This is a genomic window from Ruoffia sp. FAM 20857 (assembly GCF_045528645.1).
Classification (GTDB): Bacteria; Bacillota; Bacilli; order Lactobacillales; family Aerococcaceae; genus Ruoffia; species Ruoffia halotolerans.
Genome location: NZ_JBGQRB010000003.1, coordinates 1 through 19,165, shown reverse-complemented (window position 1 = coordinate 19,165; position 19,165 = coordinate 1). Strand labels below are relative to the sequence as shown.

Here is a 19,165-nt window from a genome sequence, read left to right as displayed (position 1 = left end):
TTAGAGGAGTTTATTATAATGAAATTAAACCGACGGTTCATCAAATGGGGACTAGCCACTATCGTTCTGCTTTCTGCATTAATAACAGTGCCTAGCCTTTCTCAAGACCGACCGAGCTTTGATAGTGTGATTGAAGAAGCCGTAAATGCCAGTGACGACGCTATTATTACCATCGGTTATATAGAAAAGGGTCAAACAGACTTTCAAGTTTATACAAAGGAGGGTATAGATGAGTCAAAGCCAATACATGCTTATGAAGTCGGCTCGATCACTAAAACTTTTACCGGTACTTTAGTTGCTCGCGCGGTTGAAGAGGGTTTATTAAACATCGACGACTCAATCAGTGAGTATTTAAACCTACCGGAAGATACTGACTACCCAACCATCCGACAATTACTGACTCATACATCCGGATACCCCACTTTCTTTGAAAATGAAATCATCATTGATAATTTAACACAAGGCGCTAACCCATATCATGGTGTGACACGCGAGATGATGCTTGAAGAAGTTGCTGAAAATACGACAAAAGTAGGCGAGCAAGCTTTTCAATATTCGAATTTTAATGCCGGTGTATTAGGACTGGTCTTGGAAAGTATTTACGAGGAAAATTATGCTGTGTTACTGGAAAATTATCTAAGTGAAGACTTAAGACTAGAAGAGACGTATTTATTTGAGGAAGAAACGACATTAGGAAATAACTGGTGCTGGTCAAAAGACACGGAAGCATATGTCCCGGCAGGGGCTTTAATATCAAACATCGAGGACATGTTAAGTTACTTGGACTTGCAACTTTCAGAAGCGAATGCTGAAATTCAAGCGTCTCATGATCCGCTCAGTGAAGTGAATGCCACTTCAGGTGACAATGGCGATTTAGGAATTCGAATTGATGCCGTTGCTTATCAATGGATGCTCAATCAAGAGGAGGATATTATTTGGCATGACGGAGGAACCGGTGGTTACACCTCTTACATTGGCTTTAATAAAGCGGAAGGTGTTGGTGTTGTCGTTCTATCCAATGTTGCGATGGATCAAGGAATTCCGTCAAATTTACTCGGAAGTTTGTTACTGATGGAGAAGTTAGAAGCTTTATAACACAAATTAATAACCGCCTTGTGGTCTAGCCTCAAGGCGGTTATTTCTATATTTATTTATTAATAACTGTGAATCGTTGTTTATGATACTTAGGTGCTTCAACCTCATCTATAATTGCTTTCGCAAGCGTACTGTAAGTTGTGATTGATTCGCCATTATCATTTTGTAAGATATGGTCGATTCCTGACGTGTAATTTGTTTGCTCACCTTCAATAAGTCGAGCCCCTGGAGATACACCAACCCATTTTACATCGTTTACATCACGTAAGAAGTTTAACTCTTGAAGTTGCGCTTCTGGGACATTAATAAAGGCAGATGAATTAGGATCTTGACGAATCGTTTCGACAAACAACTCATCATTTTCATCAAGTAAGCTACCAGCACCTAGAATAAAGAACAGGCGAGTGGTCGTTGTTTCACGGAATAAGTGAACCAATTTTGCAGCTAAATCAACGTGTAAATATGCAGTTTGAGGAGCAGTCGCAAACGCATTGACAATCACATCAAAGCCTTGTAAATCATCACGAGTCAAATCAAAGGCATCTTTCACAATTGTATTCGCATCTGAACCTAAAAGGTCTGCGGCTTTTTCAGCGTTTCGAACTACAGCAGTGACTTCGTGGTCACGTCCTGTTGCTTCTTTGAATAACTCTGTTCCAGCTTTCCCTGTTGCACCAATAATAGCTATTTTCATATAAATCTCCCCTTTACTATATATTATAGTTGGGAAATACATTCAAATGCAATTAATAGGATTGTGCGATTTTGAGTTGTATAATGGGGTAAAAGAGAAGGAGTGGTGACAATGCCTTGGAATATGCAAGATTACCCAGACTCATTGAAAAACTTTGAACAGTTGTTGAGAAAGAAAATTATCGACATTGCGAATGCCCTCGAAGAGAGTGGTTATGAAGACGACCGTGCCATCCCGATTGCGATTAATGAGGGAAAAGATTGGTACAACAATGCAAGCCAAAGCGAACGCGACGCCTTTGAGAAAGAAGCAAATCCACAAAAAGACGATGACCACGATACAAGTAGCGCCGATCCGGATTTGTTAGATAATGATGTTGAAGTCTTTTACGAAGATGAACAGTGGAAAGTGAAGACGGTTGACGCCGAAAGAGCGAGTGACACCTTTGATAAAAAATCAGACGCGATAGAGCGCGCCAAAGAAATCGCCGAGAATCGTGATGAAAACGTGATTAGTTATACAAAAGATGGAATGAAACAAGATTAGTTAAAAAAGGATTGTTGCCTATGCGTTGGCAACAATCCTTTTTATTTTGAAACACTATTTACTTTCACCAAAGTTAAACCAACGTTTAGCTGTTCCAACACTTGCTTTACGAACAGCATTGCCAACAGTCTTAACGACCACTTTACTATTGTCTTTAATAATTGATCCCATAAATTTCATTGACTGCAATGAAGCAGAGCGACGAATATTATGTTTGTCGGTAGGGCGAATATGTCCGAGGAAATCTTGGGTAATAATACCAACACGCATAGTCAGGAATGAGTTTACAGCACCTTCCATTAATGAACTCACAACCAGATTAGCGATGGGTACCATACCAGGGATGGCTGAGGCAATACTTTCACCAACGATGGTTGTAATCAGTGGTTCTAATTGATACTCAATTAAATCTGCATCTTCAATGGTGCGCGCCATTAACACAACACTCGCCACTTGCATATATAACTTGGCTAAGCTGGCAAGGGACGGGCGTGTTTCATAAATTCGCGCAATTTGCCAAACCATTCTCAGTAATGAGAATAGAACAACGAGGCTGTCTAGGGAACCATTTTGTGAAATCGCCGTACTTAGGAAAATCGCATTTGCATTTTGCTTGATAAGAGGCATCGATAATTCATCTAATTCTTTAAAATACAACTCTACTTGTTCTTGTTTCGGCAATTCCTCATCGACTTCAAGATTGACCAGACGAGGATTTTTCTTTAATAAATCGAGCGTCTTGTCAATGTACTCCTCATACTTTTCTTCCGTCGCATCATCTTCCAATTCTAATACTTTCGGACTTTTCATTAATTGTTTTGTCATCGAATAGATGAAATATAGAATGCCAATTCCAATGACACTCAATACAATAATAGCAAGTATCGGATGAAGTAAGGATAGAAATTGATAAAGTAATATAAATTGATTAATAACGAATACGATGAATAGTAAACCTAATACAGCGGCAAGCCCCATTAGGACGCGCTTAATATCTTTCCACCAATCTGTCATAAGATCAGTCCTTTCAATGTTATCATAATTATTTTACAGTAAATATACCATAAAACTATCAGCCCAGAGACTTATATTTCAAAAAAATGAGAAAAATATGGCCCTGAGAAAAAGTCAGGGACACACCAACCTCACCACACCACAAAAAAACAGCACTTATTTTTCAATAAGCACTGCTTGTGTAAAAAATATCAAATTATTCAGCAGACTCTTCTTCAGACTCAGAACTATCCTCATCTGCGTCTTCTGCATCATCTTCATCCGCATCTTCTTCGCCATCTAAGCTAAACGCTGGCGCAAGGTGTTTTTCAGCAGCTAATTCATCTAGGAATTCTAATACTTCTGGAGAAGTAAAAGCGGCTTGAAGTGCTTCTGTAGCGTCAGTATCAAGATTTCCTTCACGAATAACTAGTTGAATTGCATAAGTATTATCATCTTCGTCTTCTAAGATTAATGCGTCATCAGTTGTTAAATCAATACTTGCGATGTAAGTAGGGTAGTTGAATACTAATTCAATCCCATCTTCATAAGCACCTGTTAAATTTAATAAGTCAATGTGAGTGAATTCTAAGTTATGAGGATTCTCTTCAATATCTTCAACAGTTGGGAATAAACCAGCCTCATCATTTAAAGAAATTAAATCATGATCTTCTAAAATTAATAATGCACGACCTTCGTTTGTAATATCTGAAGGAATTGCTACTTCAGCACCATCTTCAATTTGGTCAATTGAATCGTAAACCGATGAGTAGAAACCAACCACTGCATTATAAACCGGTTGGATTGCAACTAAGTCTCCATCGCGCTCTTCGTTAAAAATTTCAGCGAATGGCTCGTGTTGAGCAAAGTTTGCGTAGACTTCATCATTTAATAAAGCTTCGTTATATTGAATGTTGTCAGAAACCTCAACTAATTCGATTGAATATGGTTCTGCAATAACTTCACTAGCGATTTCAACGACATCAGTCATTGGAGGTAAGTGAGAAGCAACTTTTAATACATTTTCCTCTTCTTGAGCTGACACATTCTCGGCTGCTGGAGCAAAACCTCCAACTAATAATGCTAACGCGCTAACTAATAAACTTTTTTTAAACATTTACATTCTCCTTTAAATTTAATACGCCTTCTAGCGTTTATCTAATTTCTTAGCTAATTTTAAACCTAACCATTGAATAATTTGTACAAAAATGATAATCACTACGATGGCCGTATACATAATATCAGTCTCGTAACGCTGATAACCGTATCGGATCGCAAAGTCGCCGATTCCACCTCCTCCTACAACACCCATAATCGTTGAGTAAGAGATAAAACTAACAAAGGCGGTCGTAAAACCGATAATGAGTGAGCTTCTCGACTCGACAAATAAGAATTTGGTTACGAGTTGATTCGTAGAAGCGCCCATAGCGTCAGCCACTTCGATGACACCTTTAGGAATCTCTAATAACGACTGCTCCACAAAGCGAGCATAAAGTGCGATTGCAATTAACATCATTGGAAAGGACGCTGCGATGGGATCGCCAGTTGCTCGGCCATACAAGGCACGAATAGCGGGTTGCATTGCAACGACAAGTAGTAGGAACGGAAACGAACGAACAATATTCACGAAAATATTACAAATCTGATAAATCCAAAGGTTCTCACTCGGCTTACCAGGAGCGGTTAAATAAAGCAAGGTACCTAAAGGAATACCAATAAAGATAGCAGCCACTGATGCCAAGCTCAGCATAATACCCGATTCTTGCAAACTCTCAATCAGTCTCGGTGCGAACTCAATCACCCGATCTAAATATATTTGAATCGACTCAGTCATCTGTTAGCACCTCCAACACTCGGTCGTGATAACTTTTAGCTTCTGGTATATAATCAGATTCTTTAATATCTAGCACATCAACCAATTTTCCATGCTCTAAGATAGCCGTGCGGTGACACATCGCTTTTATCACATCAAGTTCATGGGTCACAATCACAATGGTCATATTGAATTTAGCGTGCGCACGTTTTAATACCGACACAATCTCATCCGTCATCTTCGCATCTAAAGCAGACGTTGGCTCATCACATAATAATATTTTCGGACGCGTCACTAAAGCACGCGCGATACCAACCCGTTGTTTTTGACCACCCGATAATTGGCTAGGGTAGTGATCCTTTTTATCACTGAGTCCTACAAAACTTAGAACTTCATCCACCGACAAAGGGTCATCGTATGGATGTATCTCAAGCGCTAAATGTACATTTTCAGCGACAGTCTTATTATTTAATAAATTAAATTGCTGGAAAATCATCCCAATATCTTTACGGAAATATTGAAGTTCTCCTTTACTTAAAGACAGCACCTCAACATTATCGACCAAAACATGTCCACTATCTGGGCGTTCTAAAGCATTAATAAAACGCACAAGGGTTGATTTTCCTGCACCACTTTCTCCGACCACACCAAAAACTTCTTGGTCTTTAATGCTTAAACTTATATTGTCTACTGCGAGAAACGAGCCAGATTTTCCTTCAAATCGCTTCGTTGTATTCACGAGTTCAATCAAAAATTATCCACCACCTTTGATTCTTGTAATTGTTTTCATTGTAACAGATTTATATTTAAATTGAAACAGAATAAAGCCCTATTATCGCGGAATATATTGTGAAAATGTTCTCTATCCTAAAACAGACGACCGAAACTGTTTATTCACTGTCATTTGTCAATAATCTCGGTGCGAAATAATCCATCCCGATGGCTCCAATGGGCGCTGTAATTAAGATTGACAAGACTGCGAGAGTTAACATCAATTCTCCACCAGCCATTCCGTTTGCTAAAGGCACACTCCCAATAGCAGCTTGAACCGTTGCTTTAGGTAAATAACTCATGAGTACAAATCTCTTCTCTTTCTTATTAAAAGGTGTATTAAGCAAACAAAGTCTCACACCAATAAATAAGCGACACAGAGAGAGAAGAATGATAAAGAGTATCGGTAAGAATCCATAAGACAAAGCATTTGCCGGATTGACACTCACACCGACTAAAAAGAATAGAAAAATCTCAGCGACAAACCAAATTTGGTTAAAAGAACCTGATAAGTCATTAGATAACTTTTCAGATTGAGCCCGAATCATAATATTCATTGCGATGACCGCAAGAATTCCTGAAAATAAACCTGTAAAAACTGTTTCCAAACGCATCAATACCATCCCACTTGCTAAGAGGATCATAACTTGAAATACACGCTTCAATTGAATGTAAACAAATAAGACATTCAATAAATAACCTAGGACTGCCCCGCCAAAAATTCCTGCAATAATTGAAACAGGCACTTGCATAAATGTCCAAGCTGAGACAGAACCTCCTAAAGCAATCGTTAAAAAGGCTGAAAATAAAACTAAAACAAAGACATCATCTAAAGAAGCACCCGCTAATATCATTTGCGGCACTTGCTTTTTCGTACCCCGATGCGTTTGAATTAAATCTACCATGCGTGGGACGACTACCGCTGGAGAGACCGCTGCTAATATTGCACCAATCAATAAAGATTGGATTAAAGAAAAGCCAAAAAACAAAGGTCCAAAGATCATCGAAGTCATAATCTCAACGGTTGCCGGCACAAAACACATCATGATAGCTGGGCGACCCACCTCTAACAGTCGCTTAATATCCAATGACAAACCTGCGCGAGTTAAGATAACAATCAACGCGACTTGACGAATGTCAGGACTTAATCGTAATAAATCTGAATCAACAAGATTTAAACCAAAAGGGCCTAATAATATTCCGGCTATTAAATAACCTAATAAAGCAGGGAGTTTTAGCTTCTTTAAAGTATACTCCAAGACAACGCCACTCACTAATATCAACGCTACACTTACTAACATTTTATCCCTCCAATAATATAAAAAAGACTTCTACACACTCAAATAAGCATGCAGAAGTCATTAGTCTTTAAGACGGTTTTGCCCGTAGGCAAGGGAGCCCTTCATTCCCAAATATTATATTTATCTAAAGTATACACCTAAATTTAATACGGTCAATACTTTCGATCCAGTAAAATAATATAGCAAGAAGATTAAAAATGAATTAGAGTTATTCTCATTAATATGGTATAATTTTTATAAGTAAAATCAATAACAATGATGAGAAATCAACTTTAGAAAAGAGGCATTGGTATGAACGAGAAAATAAATTTTGTCATGATTTCACCTCATTTTCCATCGAACTTTGAAACATTCGCAGTTCGTTTAAAGGTAAAAGGCATTAATACCTTAGGTATTGCAGATGAACCTTATGAGAATTTGAGTCAATCGTTGAGAGATAGTTTAACAGAATATTATCGCGTCGATAATATGGATGATTATGATCAAATGTATAGAGCTGTTGCTTACTTTGCGTTTAAATACGGTAAAATTGACCGCATCGAATCGCATAACGAGCACTGGTTAGAACTTGATGCAAAGTTGCGGACAGATTTCAATGTCTTCGGTTATAATAATCGCAATATTCGCTTGATTAAATATAAATCAACGATGAAAGAAGTCTTTCGTGAACTAAAGATACCTGTAGCTAAAGGCCGTGTCATATCAGATAAAGCCGATGCGAAAAAACTAATTAAAAGTCTAAAGTATCCAGTCATTATTAAACCAGATACTGGTGTTGGTGCAAACGATACGTTTAAAGTCAAAAACGAAAAAGAACTAGATGAATTCTTTAAGGTTAAACAACCAGAGGTGCCTTACATTATGGAAGAATTCATTGATGGACAAATTGTAACCTTTGATGGTTTAACAGACCGGGATGGAAATATCGTCTTCTCATCTACTTTAATCAATGATAAACCTATCTTAGATATTGTTACCCAAGATACAGATATGTATTACCATATTAAGCGAGAGATACCTACGGATCTTGCTGAATTCGGTAAAAAATGTGTAAAAGCCTTTGAAATAAAAGAGCGTTTCTTCCACTTTGAATTCTTTAGATTAAAAGATGGTTCTTTATATGGATTAGAAGTGAACTGCCGACCACCCGGAGGCGCTACAATCGATATGTTCAACTATGCGAATGATTTTGATATTTTTAAAGAATATGCAAATTTTGTTAAAGATAATCGATTTGAAGCAGAAATTACACGACCATATCATGTGATTTATGTCTCACGAAAAAATCATTTAAATTATAAGTTTACGAATGAAGAAATTAAAGATAAGTACAGTAAAGAATTAGTAAACATTGTACAAATTCCAGGTGTTTTTGCTAAAGCAATGGGAGATATAGGATTTATTATGAAGTCGCCATCAGAAAAGAAAATTAATGAAATGCTTAAAACCATCGCTCAAAGACAGGAGGCGTAAACAATGCATTTTGAAGCAAGAAGTCATTATAGTGGGCATTTAGGCCGTGAAATGTATTTTAACCGTTATGGGCATGGCGGTACGCCAGTGATTGTATTCCCATCAAGTGGTGGGAGTAAGGATGAGTATGCTGACTTTAAGATGGTAGAAACTTTAAGTGGTTTCATCGAATCAGGACAAATTCATCTTTATACTGTGAGCAGTATCGATTCAGAATCTTGGAATGACACTGGTAAATCAGCACACGATAAGGCAAAAGCACATAATCAGTATGATAAGTATTTAGTGCATGAGTTCATTCCCTTAGTCCGACATGAATCACAATGGGACGGGAAGATGATTGCGACTGGTTGCAGTATGGGTGGCTTCCACTCAATGCTGTTTGCCTTAAGACATCCGGATATTATTGGACTAACCATCTCACAAAGTGGTGTTTATGATGCGAGATACTTTACCGGCGAATTTGGTAGCGATATTGCTACTTATGAGAATTCTCCGATTGATTTCTTGTGGAATATGTCTGATCCATGGTTCTTAGATCAATACCGACAGAATCAATTCATTGTCTCAGTTGGTCAAGGCGATTGGGAAGGACCGCACGTCACAGCAACACGTAAATTAGATGAAGTATTCAATGCTAAAGGAATTCCAGGCTGGTTTGACTATTGGGGACATGATGTTGCCCATGATTGGCATGACTGGCGTCAGCAAATATATTACTTCTTTTCAACATTAGAAGATTTAGGAATTGTTTAACAATTCTTTCAAAATTACGTCTCAAGGATGATAACAGAAGGCAGAATTTCGTATATACTTAGTATTGTAAGGAAGTACAAGTTGAAAGGAATTGATTATATATGAAATTTTTAGGTAATTTAATTTGGTTTATCTTTGGAGGCTTTATTAATTTTATCACCTGGGGCTTCATTGGTTTGCTCTGGTGTATAACAATTATTGGAATTCCAGTTGGGATTCAATGTTTTAAGATTGCGAGTCTATCTGCATGGCCCATGGGACGTGAAGTTTACCACAGTAATAGTGGGGGAAGTTTCCTTATGAATATTTTATGGATTATTTTTGGCGGAATTGAAATCGCAGCTATGCATTTATTTAGTGGCTTAATATTATGTGTGACCATTATTGGGATTCCATTTGGCTTACAACAGTTCAAATTAGTGAAACTCGCACTCTTCCCATTTGGTGCAGAAATCCACAATGAACGCCAACAAGTAGTGATGAGAACCGACGTTCCATATTCAAGATAAGTTATGAAGTTGAAGAAGCATGTAAGAATGCTTCTTTTTTTATGAATGAAAATTCATCTGATATACGATTAAATTTTTAGTTAAATATAAAAGTATAATTAAAAAATACAAAATGACGTCGATTCAGAGAGCTATGTCAGAATAATTCACATAATGGACAGAAATTAGCAAGTAAAATTAAATAATATTTAAATAGGAAGGAACGCGACTTTTTTCAGAAAAAAGGGGTAACTTTCCGCATAGGGCTAGGGTGTGAACATTTTTTATGATATACTTAAAAATGTTAGGGGTGAGTAAAAATTGAGCAAGGATATAATTGGAAAAGTAAGAGAAGCTGAAAATTTAATTGATTCTATGAAAGTAGAATTAGCGGATAAAAAAGAAGCGATTCGTGAAAATGAAAAAGAAAAAATTGAAACTTATCGCAAAGAATTAGAGCAGTCGCTTGATGGCGTTGCTTCTGAATTGGAGCAAGAAAGAAATCAAGAATTAGCCGAAGTCCGTGAAAGAGTGAATTATGAAGTGGATAATTATCGGCGACATGCCCAAGATGATTATCAAACTCATAAAGGAGAACTCATTCAAGCTGGAATAAAGGAGGTTATGAGTCAATATGGCAATTTCAGTCATGAAGCGGGTAACAATCATCGCGGAGCAAGCGAATAAAGAATTATTACTCGAATCCCTTCAAGAATTAAAAGGAATTGAAATCGTCCCTTTTGAAGAAGTGGAGGAAGCAGATCTTGATATCTTCTTTGACGGTGCGTCATTGAATTCAGAAGATTCAAAACTGAATCGTTACACTCTAAATAAGATTGAAGACGCAATAGAATTTCTGAAACAATACGGATCACAACCGTCTTTTATCAAACGAATGCGAGAGAAACGTAAAGTTTACTCGCTGCAAGAACTTGAAACAGAAGTAAATTCAATGAATCTTGAGTCACTGCTAAGACTGGTTAGCGAAAAACGTTCCGAGTTGGAACAGTTAAGGCAAGCGATTACAGAACTTGAAGAGAAGGAACGTTTTCTTAGAAAATGGACTAACTTAGACTTCTCACTTAAGCAGTCTGATGACTTTAAGCATTTTGATGTCGTTGTTGGTTCGATTGATACTGAAGATTCAACTGAATTCATAGACAACTTAATGAACGTTACTGATGAAGTATTGGTTCAAGAGGTATACTACACTGAAGATACAAGCGGTTACACGATTGTGTTTTCTAAAGAACATCAAGAGGATGTTCAAGAAGTCGTCAGACGTTCGAATTTCACTGAATTAGATTACGAGTACGATAAGTTACCAAAAGAAGAACTTCAAGAGGTACTAAGTACACGTAAAAGAATGATCGAAGAGCAATCCGAACTTGTGAAGCGTTTCAAATCTAATCGTCAATTATTGAGTAATTTAAAATTAGCTCAAGAATATTATGCGAACTTAATCGAACGTGAGAAAGCGAGTCAATTATTACTAGATAGTTCTCATTTATTTATTCTTAAAGGGTGGATGGATGCAGACGAAGTATCAGATAATATCGTGAATATTAATCATGTAATTGGTGAAGACAACCTTGCAATCTTTACATATGATGTTGATCCTGAAGAAGATAACTTAGATGAAGTTCCAGTGAAGTTGAAGAATAGTGCGTTTAGTACACCCTTTGAAACTTTAACTCTTCAATATGGAACACCGAAGTATAACTCAATCGACCCAACACCGTTTTTCTCATTTTCTCAAGTGTTATTCTTTGGATTAATGAGTGCAGATGTAGGGTACGGATTATTACTGTTTATCGCAACATTCATACCCATTATGTTTTTCGAATTAAACCCAGGTATGAGAAAAACCTTGAAATCATTTAACTATATGTCAGTTGGAACAATTCTAGTTGGCTTATTTTTTGGAAGTTTCTTTGGATTCTCACTACCATTTGGTGTGATGAATTTATCATCACAAGTTATTGAAGTGATGATATTCTCTGTTGCGTTAGGTTTAGTTCATTTGTTAGTGGGTTATTCATTAAAGTTCTATCTAACATTGAAAGAAAAAGATTATGGTAGTTCTTATTTAGATGCACTACAACAAATTTTGATGCTCATTGGTGGGGCAATACTAGCGATCAACTTCATTCTTGAAATTCCTCTTTTAAATACTATTGGTTTAGTACTATTACTTGGGAATGTGATTGGAATGATTGTTGTCAATATGATTGTAGCGAAAAACCCACTGATTGGTCTCGGACAAGGGGCTTTTGGTTTAATTGATTTAGCGGGGATGATTGGTGATATCGTCAGTTATACACGTTTAACAGCCTTAGCCGTTGCGGGAGCGAATATAGGTATGGCATTTAATCTTATCGTAGGACTGTTACCGCCGTTTGTACGTTTCACAGTCGGAATATTATTATTCTTGGCATTACATGCCCTAAATATCTTCATTACTTATTTAGGAGCTTACGTGCATTCAATGCGTCTGCAATTCGTTGAGTTCTTTGGTAAGTTTTATGAAACAGGTGGAAAAGCATTCAAGCCTTTAAGCCCACTTGAAAAAGAAGTTTGGATTCAAAAAAATTATAACAATAAATAGGAGGAATTAATAAAATGGAATTTCTACAAACATTATTCGGAGAAAACATTGGTCTAGTATTTGGAGGATTAGGAGCAGCAATTGCGACAGTCTTTGGAGGGATTGGATCAGCACGTGGTGTAGGTATCGCAGGGGAGTCTGCTGCAGCTTTAGTTAAAGAAAAACCTGAATTATTTGGACAAGCATTAGTTTTACAACTATTACCAGCGACACAAGGTTTATACGGATTCGTAATTGGTTTATTAATGTTATTACAATTAGATGCTGGAATGGATACTTCAACAGGATGGCACTATGTTATGTGTGCTTTACCAGTAGCAATCACAGGTCTGACTTCAGGACCAGCACAAGGGCGCGTTTCAGTTGCAGGTATGCAAATCATTGCACAAAGACCAGAAAACTCTACACAAGGGATTGTATTCTCAGCGATGGTTGAGACATACGCTATTCTAGGATTCGTAATTTCTCTACTTATGTTCTTATTAGTTTAATTACTGCTTTTACAAGTAGACAAGAGAGGAGTGAGTAGATGGCTGACATTAATGGATTAACCAAGAGTGTTATCGAACGAGAACAAGCCAAGGTTGACCAAGCGGTCCACGCTTACGAACAAGAGCAAGCGGCCGAAACGGAAACTAAAAAAGAAAATCTAAAACAAACATTTGTTAAACGTAAATTTAATCTTGAACAAGAGAGCAAACATCAATTAGACATTTCGCTTAACAGTGAAAGTTTAAAGAAACGGGACCAAATATTAGAGACAAAGCAAGCAATTATAAGCGATTATATTGCTCAAGTGAAGCACTCATTTGAACAACTTGATGCTGAAACAACAACAAAATTCATCAAAAGTGTTCTAAATGACTATTCAAATCCTGAACAATACGAAATTGTTTTAGGTGAAAAAACACGTGACTTATTAAATAACTCGCTTCAAGTGAATGCGACAGTTTCTAATGAGACAGTCGCTGACAAAGCAGGCTTTGTCCTACGCCAAGGAAGTATAGAATACAATTATTTATTCGATAACTTAGTGGAAGAGAAGGCGAGTTCTTTACAAACACTTATCGTTGATAAAATTTTCAAAAAATCATAGGAGGTGGATTACATGCAAGATAGTTCATATGGACCGTTGAATACAACGGTTCGCGTACAAGAGACTAATCTCCTAAAGCAAAGTGACTATGACCGAATGTTATCAGCCAAAACCTATGAGGATGCTGTTCGAGTATTAGCCGACACCGGTTACCGTGATGGTATGGAAGAAGCGATTCAAACGAGAGAGTATGACGATATGTTAATGGATGAGTTGAAAGAAACTTACCAATGGATTATGGATCAATCGCCAAGTCCCGTACTTTCAGAATTAATGACTTTAAGCTATGCTTATCACAATATCAAAGTGTTATTCAAAGAAGAACTTACGGGTAAAGACTTTGACCAAACATTAATTGATATCGGGCTATATCCCATTTATGAATTTCGCCGTGCGGTTTCTCAAGGACAATCGGATGTTTTACCAAAATGGTATATGCAAAACATCAACAATCTAAGAATTGAATTTGCGGAGACACCTCGGTTGAATGATATTGATATTTTCGTAGACCGTGCTTACGTCCATCATTTGAAGCGATTATCGGAAGAGATTGCCGATCATGACGTAACACGTTATATTGAAAAGTTAATTGATAATACAAATATGTCGATATTCTTTAGAGCGATGGCTAATGATCGTGGTCGAACACACTTACAAGCAACAATCACTAACGAAGGAGCGATTTCAACAGATTACTTTGTTGAAGTGGCTGAAGGCGGGATGGAGAATGCGATTCGTGTCTTTTCAGACTCACCTGATTACCGTGATATTGTAGCTGAAGCAATGGATGATCAAGGAAAATTCTCCTTAAGACGCTTTGAACAAGCAATAGATAATGCAACGGAAACGTATTTACAACAAGCAAGATTCCTTGTTTTTGGTCCGTTACCTGTCTTAGCGTTCATTAGTGCGAAAGAGATTGAAGTGAAGAATATCCGATTGGTTTTAACAGGTAAAATTAATAACATTGAATCAGATATTGTTAGAGATAGGATGAGATTAGATTATGCAGTATAAAATCGCTATCGTAGGAGAGAAAGATACAGTTTACGCTTTCGGGATGTTAGGAATGAATGTATTTTATACAACAGACGCAAAACAAGGACGTCAAGTTGTCAAAGATATCATAAAAGATGATTACGGTGTGATTTTTATTACTGAAAATCTGGCACAACAAATACCAGATATTATTAAAAAATATGATGATGAATTCATGCCGGCCTTCATTCTAATCCCAAGTGATTGTGATTCTGAAAGTATCGGTTTACAGCGCGTTCAAGAAAATGTGCAAAAAGCCGTCGGTCAAAATATTCTATAGGAGGTATTATTATTGGATTCTGGAACAATCGTATCAGTATCTGGTCCTTTGGTAGTCGCAAAGGGCTTAGATAACGCAAAAATTCGTGACATTTGTTACGTTGGTGACGCTAACTTAGTTGGTGAAATTATCCAAATTCGTAACGAAAATGTTTACGTACAAGTTTATGAAGAGACTTCAATGGTCGGTCCTGGAGAGCCTGTAAAACCTACAGGAAAACCATTATCAGTTGAATTAGGACCTGGATTAATTGCTGGAATGTTTGATGGTATTCAAAGACCACTACAAAAACTAGCAGAATTATCAAATAATTCATTCTTAGACCGTGGAGTTCACTTACCAGCTTTAGATCGTGAAACAATTTGGAATTTTACAAAAAATGTTGAAGTTGGAGACATGGTCGAATCAGGAGATATCATCGGTGAAGTTCCTGAAACTGATGTTATCTCACATAAAATTATGGTACCTGTAGGTACAAAAGGAACAATTAAATCAATTCAAGATGGTGAATTCAAAGTAGAAGATACTTTATACACTGTTGAATTAGAAAATGGTGAAGTGAAAGAATTTAACATGATTCAATCTTCACCAATCCGTGAAGGACGTAAAACTGCACGTAAACGTACACCTGATGAGCCATTAATTACTGGACAACGTGTCATTGATACATTATTTCCAGTAGTTAAAGGTGGAGCAGCAACCGTTCCTGGACCATTCGGTGCAGGGAAGACTGTTGTACAACATCAGATTGCTAAATGGGCAGACGTGGACATCGTTGTTTATATCGGTTGTGGTGAGCGTGGAAACGAGATGACAGAGGTTATTAACGAATTCCCAGAACTAGTTGACCCACATACTGGTAAATCAATTATGGACCGTACAATCTTAATTGCCAATACATCAGATATGCCGGTTGCGGCTCGTGAAGCGTCAATCTATACAGGGATTACAATCGCAGAATATTTCCGTGATATGGGTTACTCTGTTGCCGTTATGGCGGATTCAACTTCTCGTTGGGCAGAGGCATTACGTGAAATCTCAGGTCGTTTAGAAGAGATGCCAGGGGACGAAGGTTACCCAGCTTACTTAGGTAGTCGACTTGCAGAATACTACGAGCGTGCTGGTAAAGTAGAAACTTTAGGTAAACCAGAACGTACAGGGGACATCACAGCGATTGGAGCGGTATCACCTCCCGGAGGAGATACATCTGAACCAGTAACACAAAACACAATGCGTGTAGCGAAAGTGTTCTGGGGACTAGATGCAACGCTTGCTCGCCGTCGTCACTTCCCATCAGTAAACTGGTTAACATCATACTCATTATATTCTTCAGATATGAATATTATTATGGGTAACCGTTTAGGAATCGATTGGGATTCAATGGTTAAACATACGCGTGCTTTACTACAAGATGAGTCTGAATTAGAAGAAATTGTTCGTTTAGTAGGGGTTGAATCTTTATCAGATACAGACCGCTTGAAATTACAAACAGCCGCAATGATTCGTACAGACTACTTACAACAAAACGCTTATGATGATGTGGATACATTTACGGACTTAGAGAAACAAGCTCAAATGTTACAAACAATTCTTTATTTTGAAGAGAAAGGTCGCGAGACTTTAGAGCTTGGAGCTTCAATTAACAGTATCTTAAATGGAACAGTTAACTTAAGAGAGCGTATCGGACGTATGAAATATATCGAAGATAACACAGAAGCGCCTTACGCAGAAATTCGTAAAGCGATTGATGATACGTTAAGACAAGTGATGCAAGATGGAGGTGAGGTCTAACGTGTTAAAAGATTATAGAGGTATTACTGAAATAGTCGATCCGTTAATTACGGTTCAAGACGTTGAAGGAGTAAAATTCGACGAACTTGTAGATGTTCAATTAGGTAGCGGCGAAACACGTCGAGGCCAAGTACTAGAAGTTAAAGACGATAAAGCTGTCGTTCAATTATTCGAAGGTTCAGCAGGAATCAACAAAATGGATACAAAAATCCGTTTCTTAGGACACCCATTAACATTAGATGTGTCTGAAGATATTATTGGACGCCGTTTTGACGGTATGGGACGAATTGCTGATGGTGGACCAGATTTAATTCCTGAGAAATCATTAGATATTAACGGGCAAGCAATTAACCCGGTTAAACGTCTGTATCCAAACGAATTTGTTCAAACAGGAGTATCAACGATTGACCATTTAAACACATTAGTTCGTGGTCAAAAATTACCAATCTTCTCTGGATCTGGACTTCCTCACCAAGACTTGGCTGCACAAATTGCACGTCAAGCGTCGGTAGTCAATTCAGATGAGAAGTTCGCGGTTGTTTTCGCAGCTATCGGGGTTACTTTCGAAGAGGCAGAATTCTTCATTAATGACTTTACTGAAACTGGTGCGATCGACCGTTCAGTTGTATTTATCAACTTAGCGGATGACCCAGCTATTGAACGTATCGCAACACCACGTATGGCTCTGACAGCCGCTGAATATTTAGCGTTTGAAAAAGACATGCACGTGCTTGTAATTATGTCAGATATGACTAACTACGCGAACGCATTACGTGAAGTATCAGCAGCACGACGTGAAGTGCCGGGACGTCGTGGTTACCCAGGTTACTTATACACAAACTTAGCGACACTTTATGAGCGTGCAGGTCGTATCGAAGGTTCTAACGGATCAGTGACTCAAATTCCAATTGTTACCATGCCGGAAGATGATATCACTCACCCGATCCCTGACTTAACCGGTTATATTACTGAGGGACAAATTTTATTATCTCGTGAGTTGTATAACCAAGGTATTGAACCACCAGTAGATGTTTTGCCATCATTATCACGTCTGAAAGATAACGGGATTGGGGAAGGTAAGACACGTGCGGACCACGCATCTACTATGAACCAAATTTTCTCTGCGTATGCTCAAGGTAAAGAAGCGAAAAGTTTAGCTTCTGTATTAGGGGACTCTGCCTTAACGGACAGTGACTTGAAATACTTAGAGTTTGCAGATGAATTTGAACAACGTTACGTGAACCAAGGTTACTACACAAACCGAACAATTGAAGATACATTAGCAATTGGTTGGGACTTATTAGGTATCTTGCCACGTACAGAATTAACTCGTATTAGTGAGGAACACTTGGATCAGTACTTACCAAAGACTGAGGAAGGGTGATAAGCGATGGCACAACTAAACGTTAATCCGACAAGAATGGAACTTGCTCGTCTGAAAGACCGTTTAGCATTAGCAACACGCGGGCATGATGTCTTAAAAGACAAACAAGACGGGTTAATGCGTAGTTTTATCGAATTAATTCGTGAGAACAATGCCTATCGTCAAGAAGTTGAGGGCCACCTGAAAAAAGGAATGCAAAACTTTTCCTTGGCAAAAGCTTTACTGCATGAGGAATATTTAGAACAGATTTCTTTAGTCCCTCAATACGATGTAACGGTAGATGTTCGTAAGGAAAATATGATGAGTGTAAAGGTGCCTAAAATGCACTTCAGTTCAGATGACCAAGATGATCAGTCACTGAACTATGGTTACATCAACTCGAACGCAGACTTAGATGAAACTTTACAAGAATTCAGTGATGTTCTACCTAAAATGTTAAAACTCGCTGAACTTGAAAAGACGAGTCAATTATTGGCGAATGAAATCGAAAGAACGCGACGCCGAGTAAATGCCTTACACGAACGAACAATTCCAGACTTGGAAGAAACAATCAAAACTATTCAAATGAAACTTGACGAAAACGAACGGGCAGAAATTACACGTCTGATGAAAATCAAAGATTTCGATCAAGAAGATTAGTTATAAAAGAGGAAACCCACCAGATCGGTGGGTTTTTTCTTGTTTTATGAGGGATTTATGGGTCGCGGGGCGTCGTGGAGTGTCGCGACGATAAAGCCCATATAATTGTGTAAAAGTAAAAAACCATAATAATCTCTTTGGTACAATGTAGTTGACAGACAAACATTGAAAGGAAGATTATTATGGCTCAATTAAATATTACCTTAAATTTAGAAGAATTAACAGAGGCAGTCATGAATAGCGATATGAATGCGATGATGAAATCATTAGCTGTCACTGTCTTTAACGCTTATATGGAAGTTGAACGTGATCGCTACATTAAAGCAGAGAACTATGAACGGACTTCGGAACGAAAAGATCAGCGGAATGGCTATTACGAACGGGACCTCATGCTAAATA

At 37.8% G+C, this 19,165-nt stretch carries 21 protein-coding genes and 1 riboswitch; of the genes, 15 read left to right on the top strand and 6 right to left on the bottom strand.

The window, feature by feature from the left end:
- The first annotated feature begins 18 nt into the window (after positions 1 to 18).
- The gene (locus tag ACEN4N_RS01300) at positions 19 to 1,095 is read left to right on the top strand and encodes a serine hydrolase domain-containing protein (RefSeq protein ID WP_407093542.1); all 1,077 of its coding nucleotides are present in this window, start codon (positions 19 to 21) and stop codon (positions 1,093 to 1,095) included.
- A 52-nt stretch (positions 1,096 to 1,147) separates the two neighbouring features.
- Here the strand turns inward: ACEN4N_RS01300 and ACEN4N_RS01295 are convergent, their stop codons facing one another.
- Positions 1,148 to 1,789 (bottom strand): NAD(P)-dependent oxidoreductase, encoded by a 642-nt coding sequence (locus ACEN4N_RS01295; protein ID WP_407089326.1) that lies wholly within the window; start codon positions 1,787 to 1,789, stop codon positions 1,148 to 1,150.
- A 111-nt stretch (positions 1,790 to 1,900) separates the two neighbouring features.
- Between ACEN4N_RS01295 and ACEN4N_RS01290 the strand changes: the two genes are divergently transcribed.
- Complete coding sequence (locus ACEN4N_RS01290) at positions 1,901 to 2,335, top strand: DUF2188 domain-containing protein (protein WP_407089327.1); 435 nt, start codon at positions 1,901 to 1,903, stop codon at positions 2,333 to 2,335.
- A 54-nt stretch (positions 2,336 to 2,389) separates the two neighbouring features.
- Here ACEN4N_RS01290 and ACEN4N_RS01285 read toward each other — a convergent pair whose 3' ends face one another.
- The 5 genes from ACEN4N_RS01285 to ACEN4N_RS01265 all read right to left on the bottom strand — a co-directional run bounded on the left by ACEN4N_RS01285 (position 2,390) and on the right by ACEN4N_RS01265 (position 7,213).
- On the bottom strand, positions 2,390 to 3,349 hold the full coding sequence (locus ACEN4N_RS01285; RefSeq protein ID WP_407089328.1) for a DUF697 domain-containing protein: 960 nt from the start codon (positions 3,347 to 3,349) through the stop codon (positions 2,390 to 2,392).
- Between the two features lie 196 nt (positions 3,350 to 3,545).
- On the bottom strand, positions 3,546 to 4,445 hold the full coding sequence (locus tag ACEN4N_RS01280; protein ID WP_407089329.1) for a MetQ/NlpA family ABC transporter substrate-binding protein: 900 nt from the start codon (positions 4,443 to 4,445) through the stop codon (positions 3,546 to 3,548).
- 30 nt (positions 4,446 to 4,475) lie between these two features.
- Positions 4,476 to 5,162 carry an ABC transporter permease subunit gene (locus ACEN4N_RS01275; RefSeq protein WP_338487782.1) on the bottom strand — a complete coding sequence of 229 codons (687 nt, stop codon included), beginning with the start codon at positions 5,160 to 5,162 and terminating at the stop codon, positions 4,476 to 4,478.
- Complete coding sequence (locus ACEN4N_RS01270) at positions 5,155 to 5,892, bottom strand: methionine ABC transporter ATP-binding protein (RefSeq protein WP_407089330.1); 738 nt, start codon at positions 5,890 to 5,892, stop codon at positions 5,155 to 5,157. Before ACEN4N_RS01270 ends, ACEN4N_RS01275 begins: the two co-directional genes overlap by 8 nt.
- A 139-nt stretch (positions 5,893 to 6,031) precedes the next feature.
- On the bottom strand, positions 6,032 to 7,213 hold the full coding sequence (locus tag ACEN4N_RS01265) for a cation:proton antiporter (RefSeq protein WP_407093541.1): 1,182 nt from the start codon (positions 7,211 to 7,213) through the stop codon (positions 6,032 to 6,034).
- Between the two features lie 44 nt (positions 7,214 to 7,257).
- Positions 7,258 to 7,331, bottom strand: a riboswitch (Fluoride riboswitch).
- A gap of 173 nt (positions 7,332 to 7,504) precedes the next feature.
- Here ACEN4N_RS01265 and ACEN4N_RS01260 point away from each other — a divergent pair.
- The 13 genes from ACEN4N_RS01260 to ACEN4N_RS01200 form a co-directional block, all read left to right on the top strand.
- Entirely contained in the window at positions 7,505 to 8,686 is a 1,182-nt protein-coding gene (locus ACEN4N_RS01260; protein WP_407093540.1) for an acetyl-CoA carboxylase biotin carboxylase subunit family protein, read from the top strand.
- Positions 8,687 to 8,689: 3 nt separating this feature from the next.
- Positions 8,690 to 9,442, top strand: coding sequence for an esterase family protein (locus ACEN4N_RS01255; RefSeq protein WP_197104277.1), 753 nt, complete (start codon positions 8,690 to 8,692; stop codon positions 9,440 to 9,442).
- Between the two features lie 101 nt (positions 9,443 to 9,543).
- Positions 9,544 to 9,951 carry a YccF domain-containing protein gene (locus ACEN4N_RS01250; protein WP_138405451.1) on the top strand — a complete coding sequence of 136 codons (408 nt, stop codon included), beginning with the start codon at positions 9,544 to 9,546 and terminating at the stop codon, positions 9,949 to 9,951.
- Between the two features lie 300 nt (positions 9,952 to 10,251).
- Entirely contained in the window at positions 10,252 to 10,617 is a 366-nt protein-coding gene (locus ACEN4N_RS01245; protein ID WP_407089333.1) for a hypothetical protein, read from the top strand.
- On the top strand, positions 10,565 to 12,538 hold the full coding sequence (locus ACEN4N_RS01240) for a V-type ATP synthase subunit I (RefSeq protein WP_407089334.1): 1,974 nt from the start codon (positions 10,565 to 10,567) through the stop codon (positions 12,536 to 12,538). The genes ACEN4N_RS01245 and ACEN4N_RS01240 overlap by 53 nt, the downstream gene beginning before the upstream one ends.
- A 14-nt stretch (positions 12,539 to 12,552) precedes the next feature.
- Positions 12,553 to 13,029, top strand: coding sequence for a V-type ATP synthase subunit K (locus ACEN4N_RS01235; protein ID WP_138404718.1), 477 nt, complete (start codon positions 12,553 to 12,555; stop codon positions 13,027 to 13,029).
- A 38-nt stretch (positions 13,030 to 13,067) separates the two neighbouring features.
- Complete coding sequence (locus ACEN4N_RS01230) at positions 13,068 to 13,634, top strand: hypothetical protein (RefSeq protein WP_138404717.1); 567 nt, start codon at positions 13,068 to 13,070, stop codon at positions 13,632 to 13,634.
- A 12-nt stretch (positions 13,635 to 13,646) separates the two neighbouring features.
- The gene (locus ACEN4N_RS01225; protein WP_138404716.1) at positions 13,647 to 14,651 is read left to right on the top strand and encodes a V-type ATPase subunit; all 1,005 of its coding nucleotides are present in this window, start codon (positions 13,647 to 13,649) and stop codon (positions 14,649 to 14,651) included.
- Positions 14,641 to 14,952 carry a V-type ATP synthase subunit F gene (locus ACEN4N_RS01220; RefSeq protein ID WP_138404715.1) on the top strand — a complete coding sequence of 104 codons (312 nt, stop codon included), beginning with the start codon at positions 14,641 to 14,643 and terminating at the stop codon, positions 14,950 to 14,952. Before ACEN4N_RS01225 ends, ACEN4N_RS01220 begins: the two co-directional genes overlap by 11 nt.
- A 12-nt stretch (positions 14,953 to 14,964) precedes the next feature.
- A complete protein-coding gene (locus tag ACEN4N_RS01215) occupies positions 14,965 to 16,743 on the top strand; it encodes a V-type ATP synthase subunit A (protein WP_138404714.1) in 1,779 nt (592 codons plus the stop codon).
- The gene (locus ACEN4N_RS01210; RefSeq protein ID WP_138404713.1) at positions 16,727 to 18,127 is read left to right on the top strand and encodes a V-type ATP synthase subunit B; all 1,401 of its coding nucleotides are present in this window, start codon (positions 16,727 to 16,729) and stop codon (positions 18,125 to 18,127) included. Before ACEN4N_RS01215 ends, ACEN4N_RS01210 begins: the two co-directional genes overlap by 17 nt.
- 6 nt (positions 18,128 to 18,133) lie before the next feature.
- Positions 18,134 to 18,766 carry a V-type ATP synthase subunit D gene (locus ACEN4N_RS01205; RefSeq protein ID WP_407089335.1) on the top strand — a complete coding sequence of 211 codons (633 nt, stop codon included), beginning with the start codon at positions 18,134 to 18,136 and terminating at the stop codon, positions 18,764 to 18,766.
- Between the two features lie 182 nt (positions 18,767 to 18,948).
- Positions 18,949 to 19,165: transposase (locus tag ACEN4N_RS01200; RefSeq protein ID WP_407089156.1), on the top strand; the 217-nt coding region annotated here is incomplete at its 3' end.

Bases quoted from the DNA above. Each gene is read 5' to 3' on its own strand.
- ACEN4N_RS01260 (WP_407093540.1), top strand. From the start codon at position 7,505: ATGAACGAGAAAATAAATTTTGTCATGATTTCACCTCATTTTCCATCG.
- ACEN4N_RS01280 (WP_407089329.1), bottom strand. From the start codon at position 4,445: ATGTTTAAAAAAAGTTTATTAGTTAGCGCGTTAGCATTATTAGTTGGA.
- ACEN4N_RS01255 (WP_197104277.1), top strand. From the start codon at position 8,690: ATGCATTTTGAAGCAAGAAGTCATTATAGTGGGCATTTAGGCCGTGAA.
- ACEN4N_RS01250 (WP_138405451.1), top strand. From the start codon at position 9,544: ATGAAATTTTTAGGTAATTTAATTTGGTTTATCTTTGGAGGCTTTATT.
- ACEN4N_RS01240 (WP_407089334.1), top strand. From the start codon at position 10,565: ATGGCAATTTCAGTCATGAAGCGGGTAACAATCATCGCGGAGCAAGCG.
- ACEN4N_RS01220 (WP_138404715.1), top strand. From the start codon at position 14,641: ATGCAGTATAAAATCGCTATCGTAGGAGAGAAAGATACAGTTTACGCT.
- ACEN4N_RS01210 (WP_138404713.1), top strand. From the start codon at position 16,727: ATGGAGGTGAGGTCTAACGTGTTAAAAGATTATAGAGGTATTACTGAA.
- ACEN4N_RS01205 (WP_407089335.1), top strand. From the start codon at position 18,134: ATGGCACAACTAAACGTTAATCCGACAAGAATGGAACTTGCTCGTCTG.
- ACEN4N_RS01265 (WP_407093541.1), bottom strand. From the start codon at position 7,213: ATGTTAGTAAGTGTAGCGTTGATATTAGTGAGTGGCGTTGTCTTGGAG.
- ACEN4N_RS01235 (WP_138404718.1), top strand. From the start codon at position 12,553: ATGGAATTTCTACAAACATTATTCGGAGAAAACATTGGTCTAGTATTT.
- ACEN4N_RS01225 (WP_138404716.1), top strand. From the start codon at position 13,647: ATGCAAGATAGTTCATATGGACCGTTGAATACAACGGTTCGCGTACAA.
- ACEN4N_RS01300 (WP_407093542.1), top strand. From the start codon at position 19: ATGAAATTAAACCGACGGTTCATCAAATGGGGACTAGCCACTATCGTT.
- ACEN4N_RS01285 (WP_407089328.1), bottom strand. From the start codon at position 3,349: ATGACAGATTGGTGGAAAGATATTAAGCGCGTCCTAATGGGGCTTGCC.
- ACEN4N_RS01290 (WP_407089327.1), top strand. From the start codon at position 1,901: ATGCCTTGGAATATGCAAGATTACCCAGACTCATTGAAAAACTTTGAA.
- ACEN4N_RS01295 (WP_407089326.1), bottom strand. From the start codon at position 1,789: ATGAAAATAGCTATTATTGGTGCAACAGGGAAAGCTGGAACAGAGTTA.
- ACEN4N_RS01275 (WP_338487782.1), bottom strand. From the start codon at position 5,162: ATGACTGAGTCGATTCAAATATATTTAGATCGGGTGATTGAGTTCGCA.
- ACEN4N_RS01230 (WP_138404717.1), top strand. From the start codon at position 13,068: ATGGCTGACATTAATGGATTAACCAAGAGTGTTATCGAACGAGAACAA.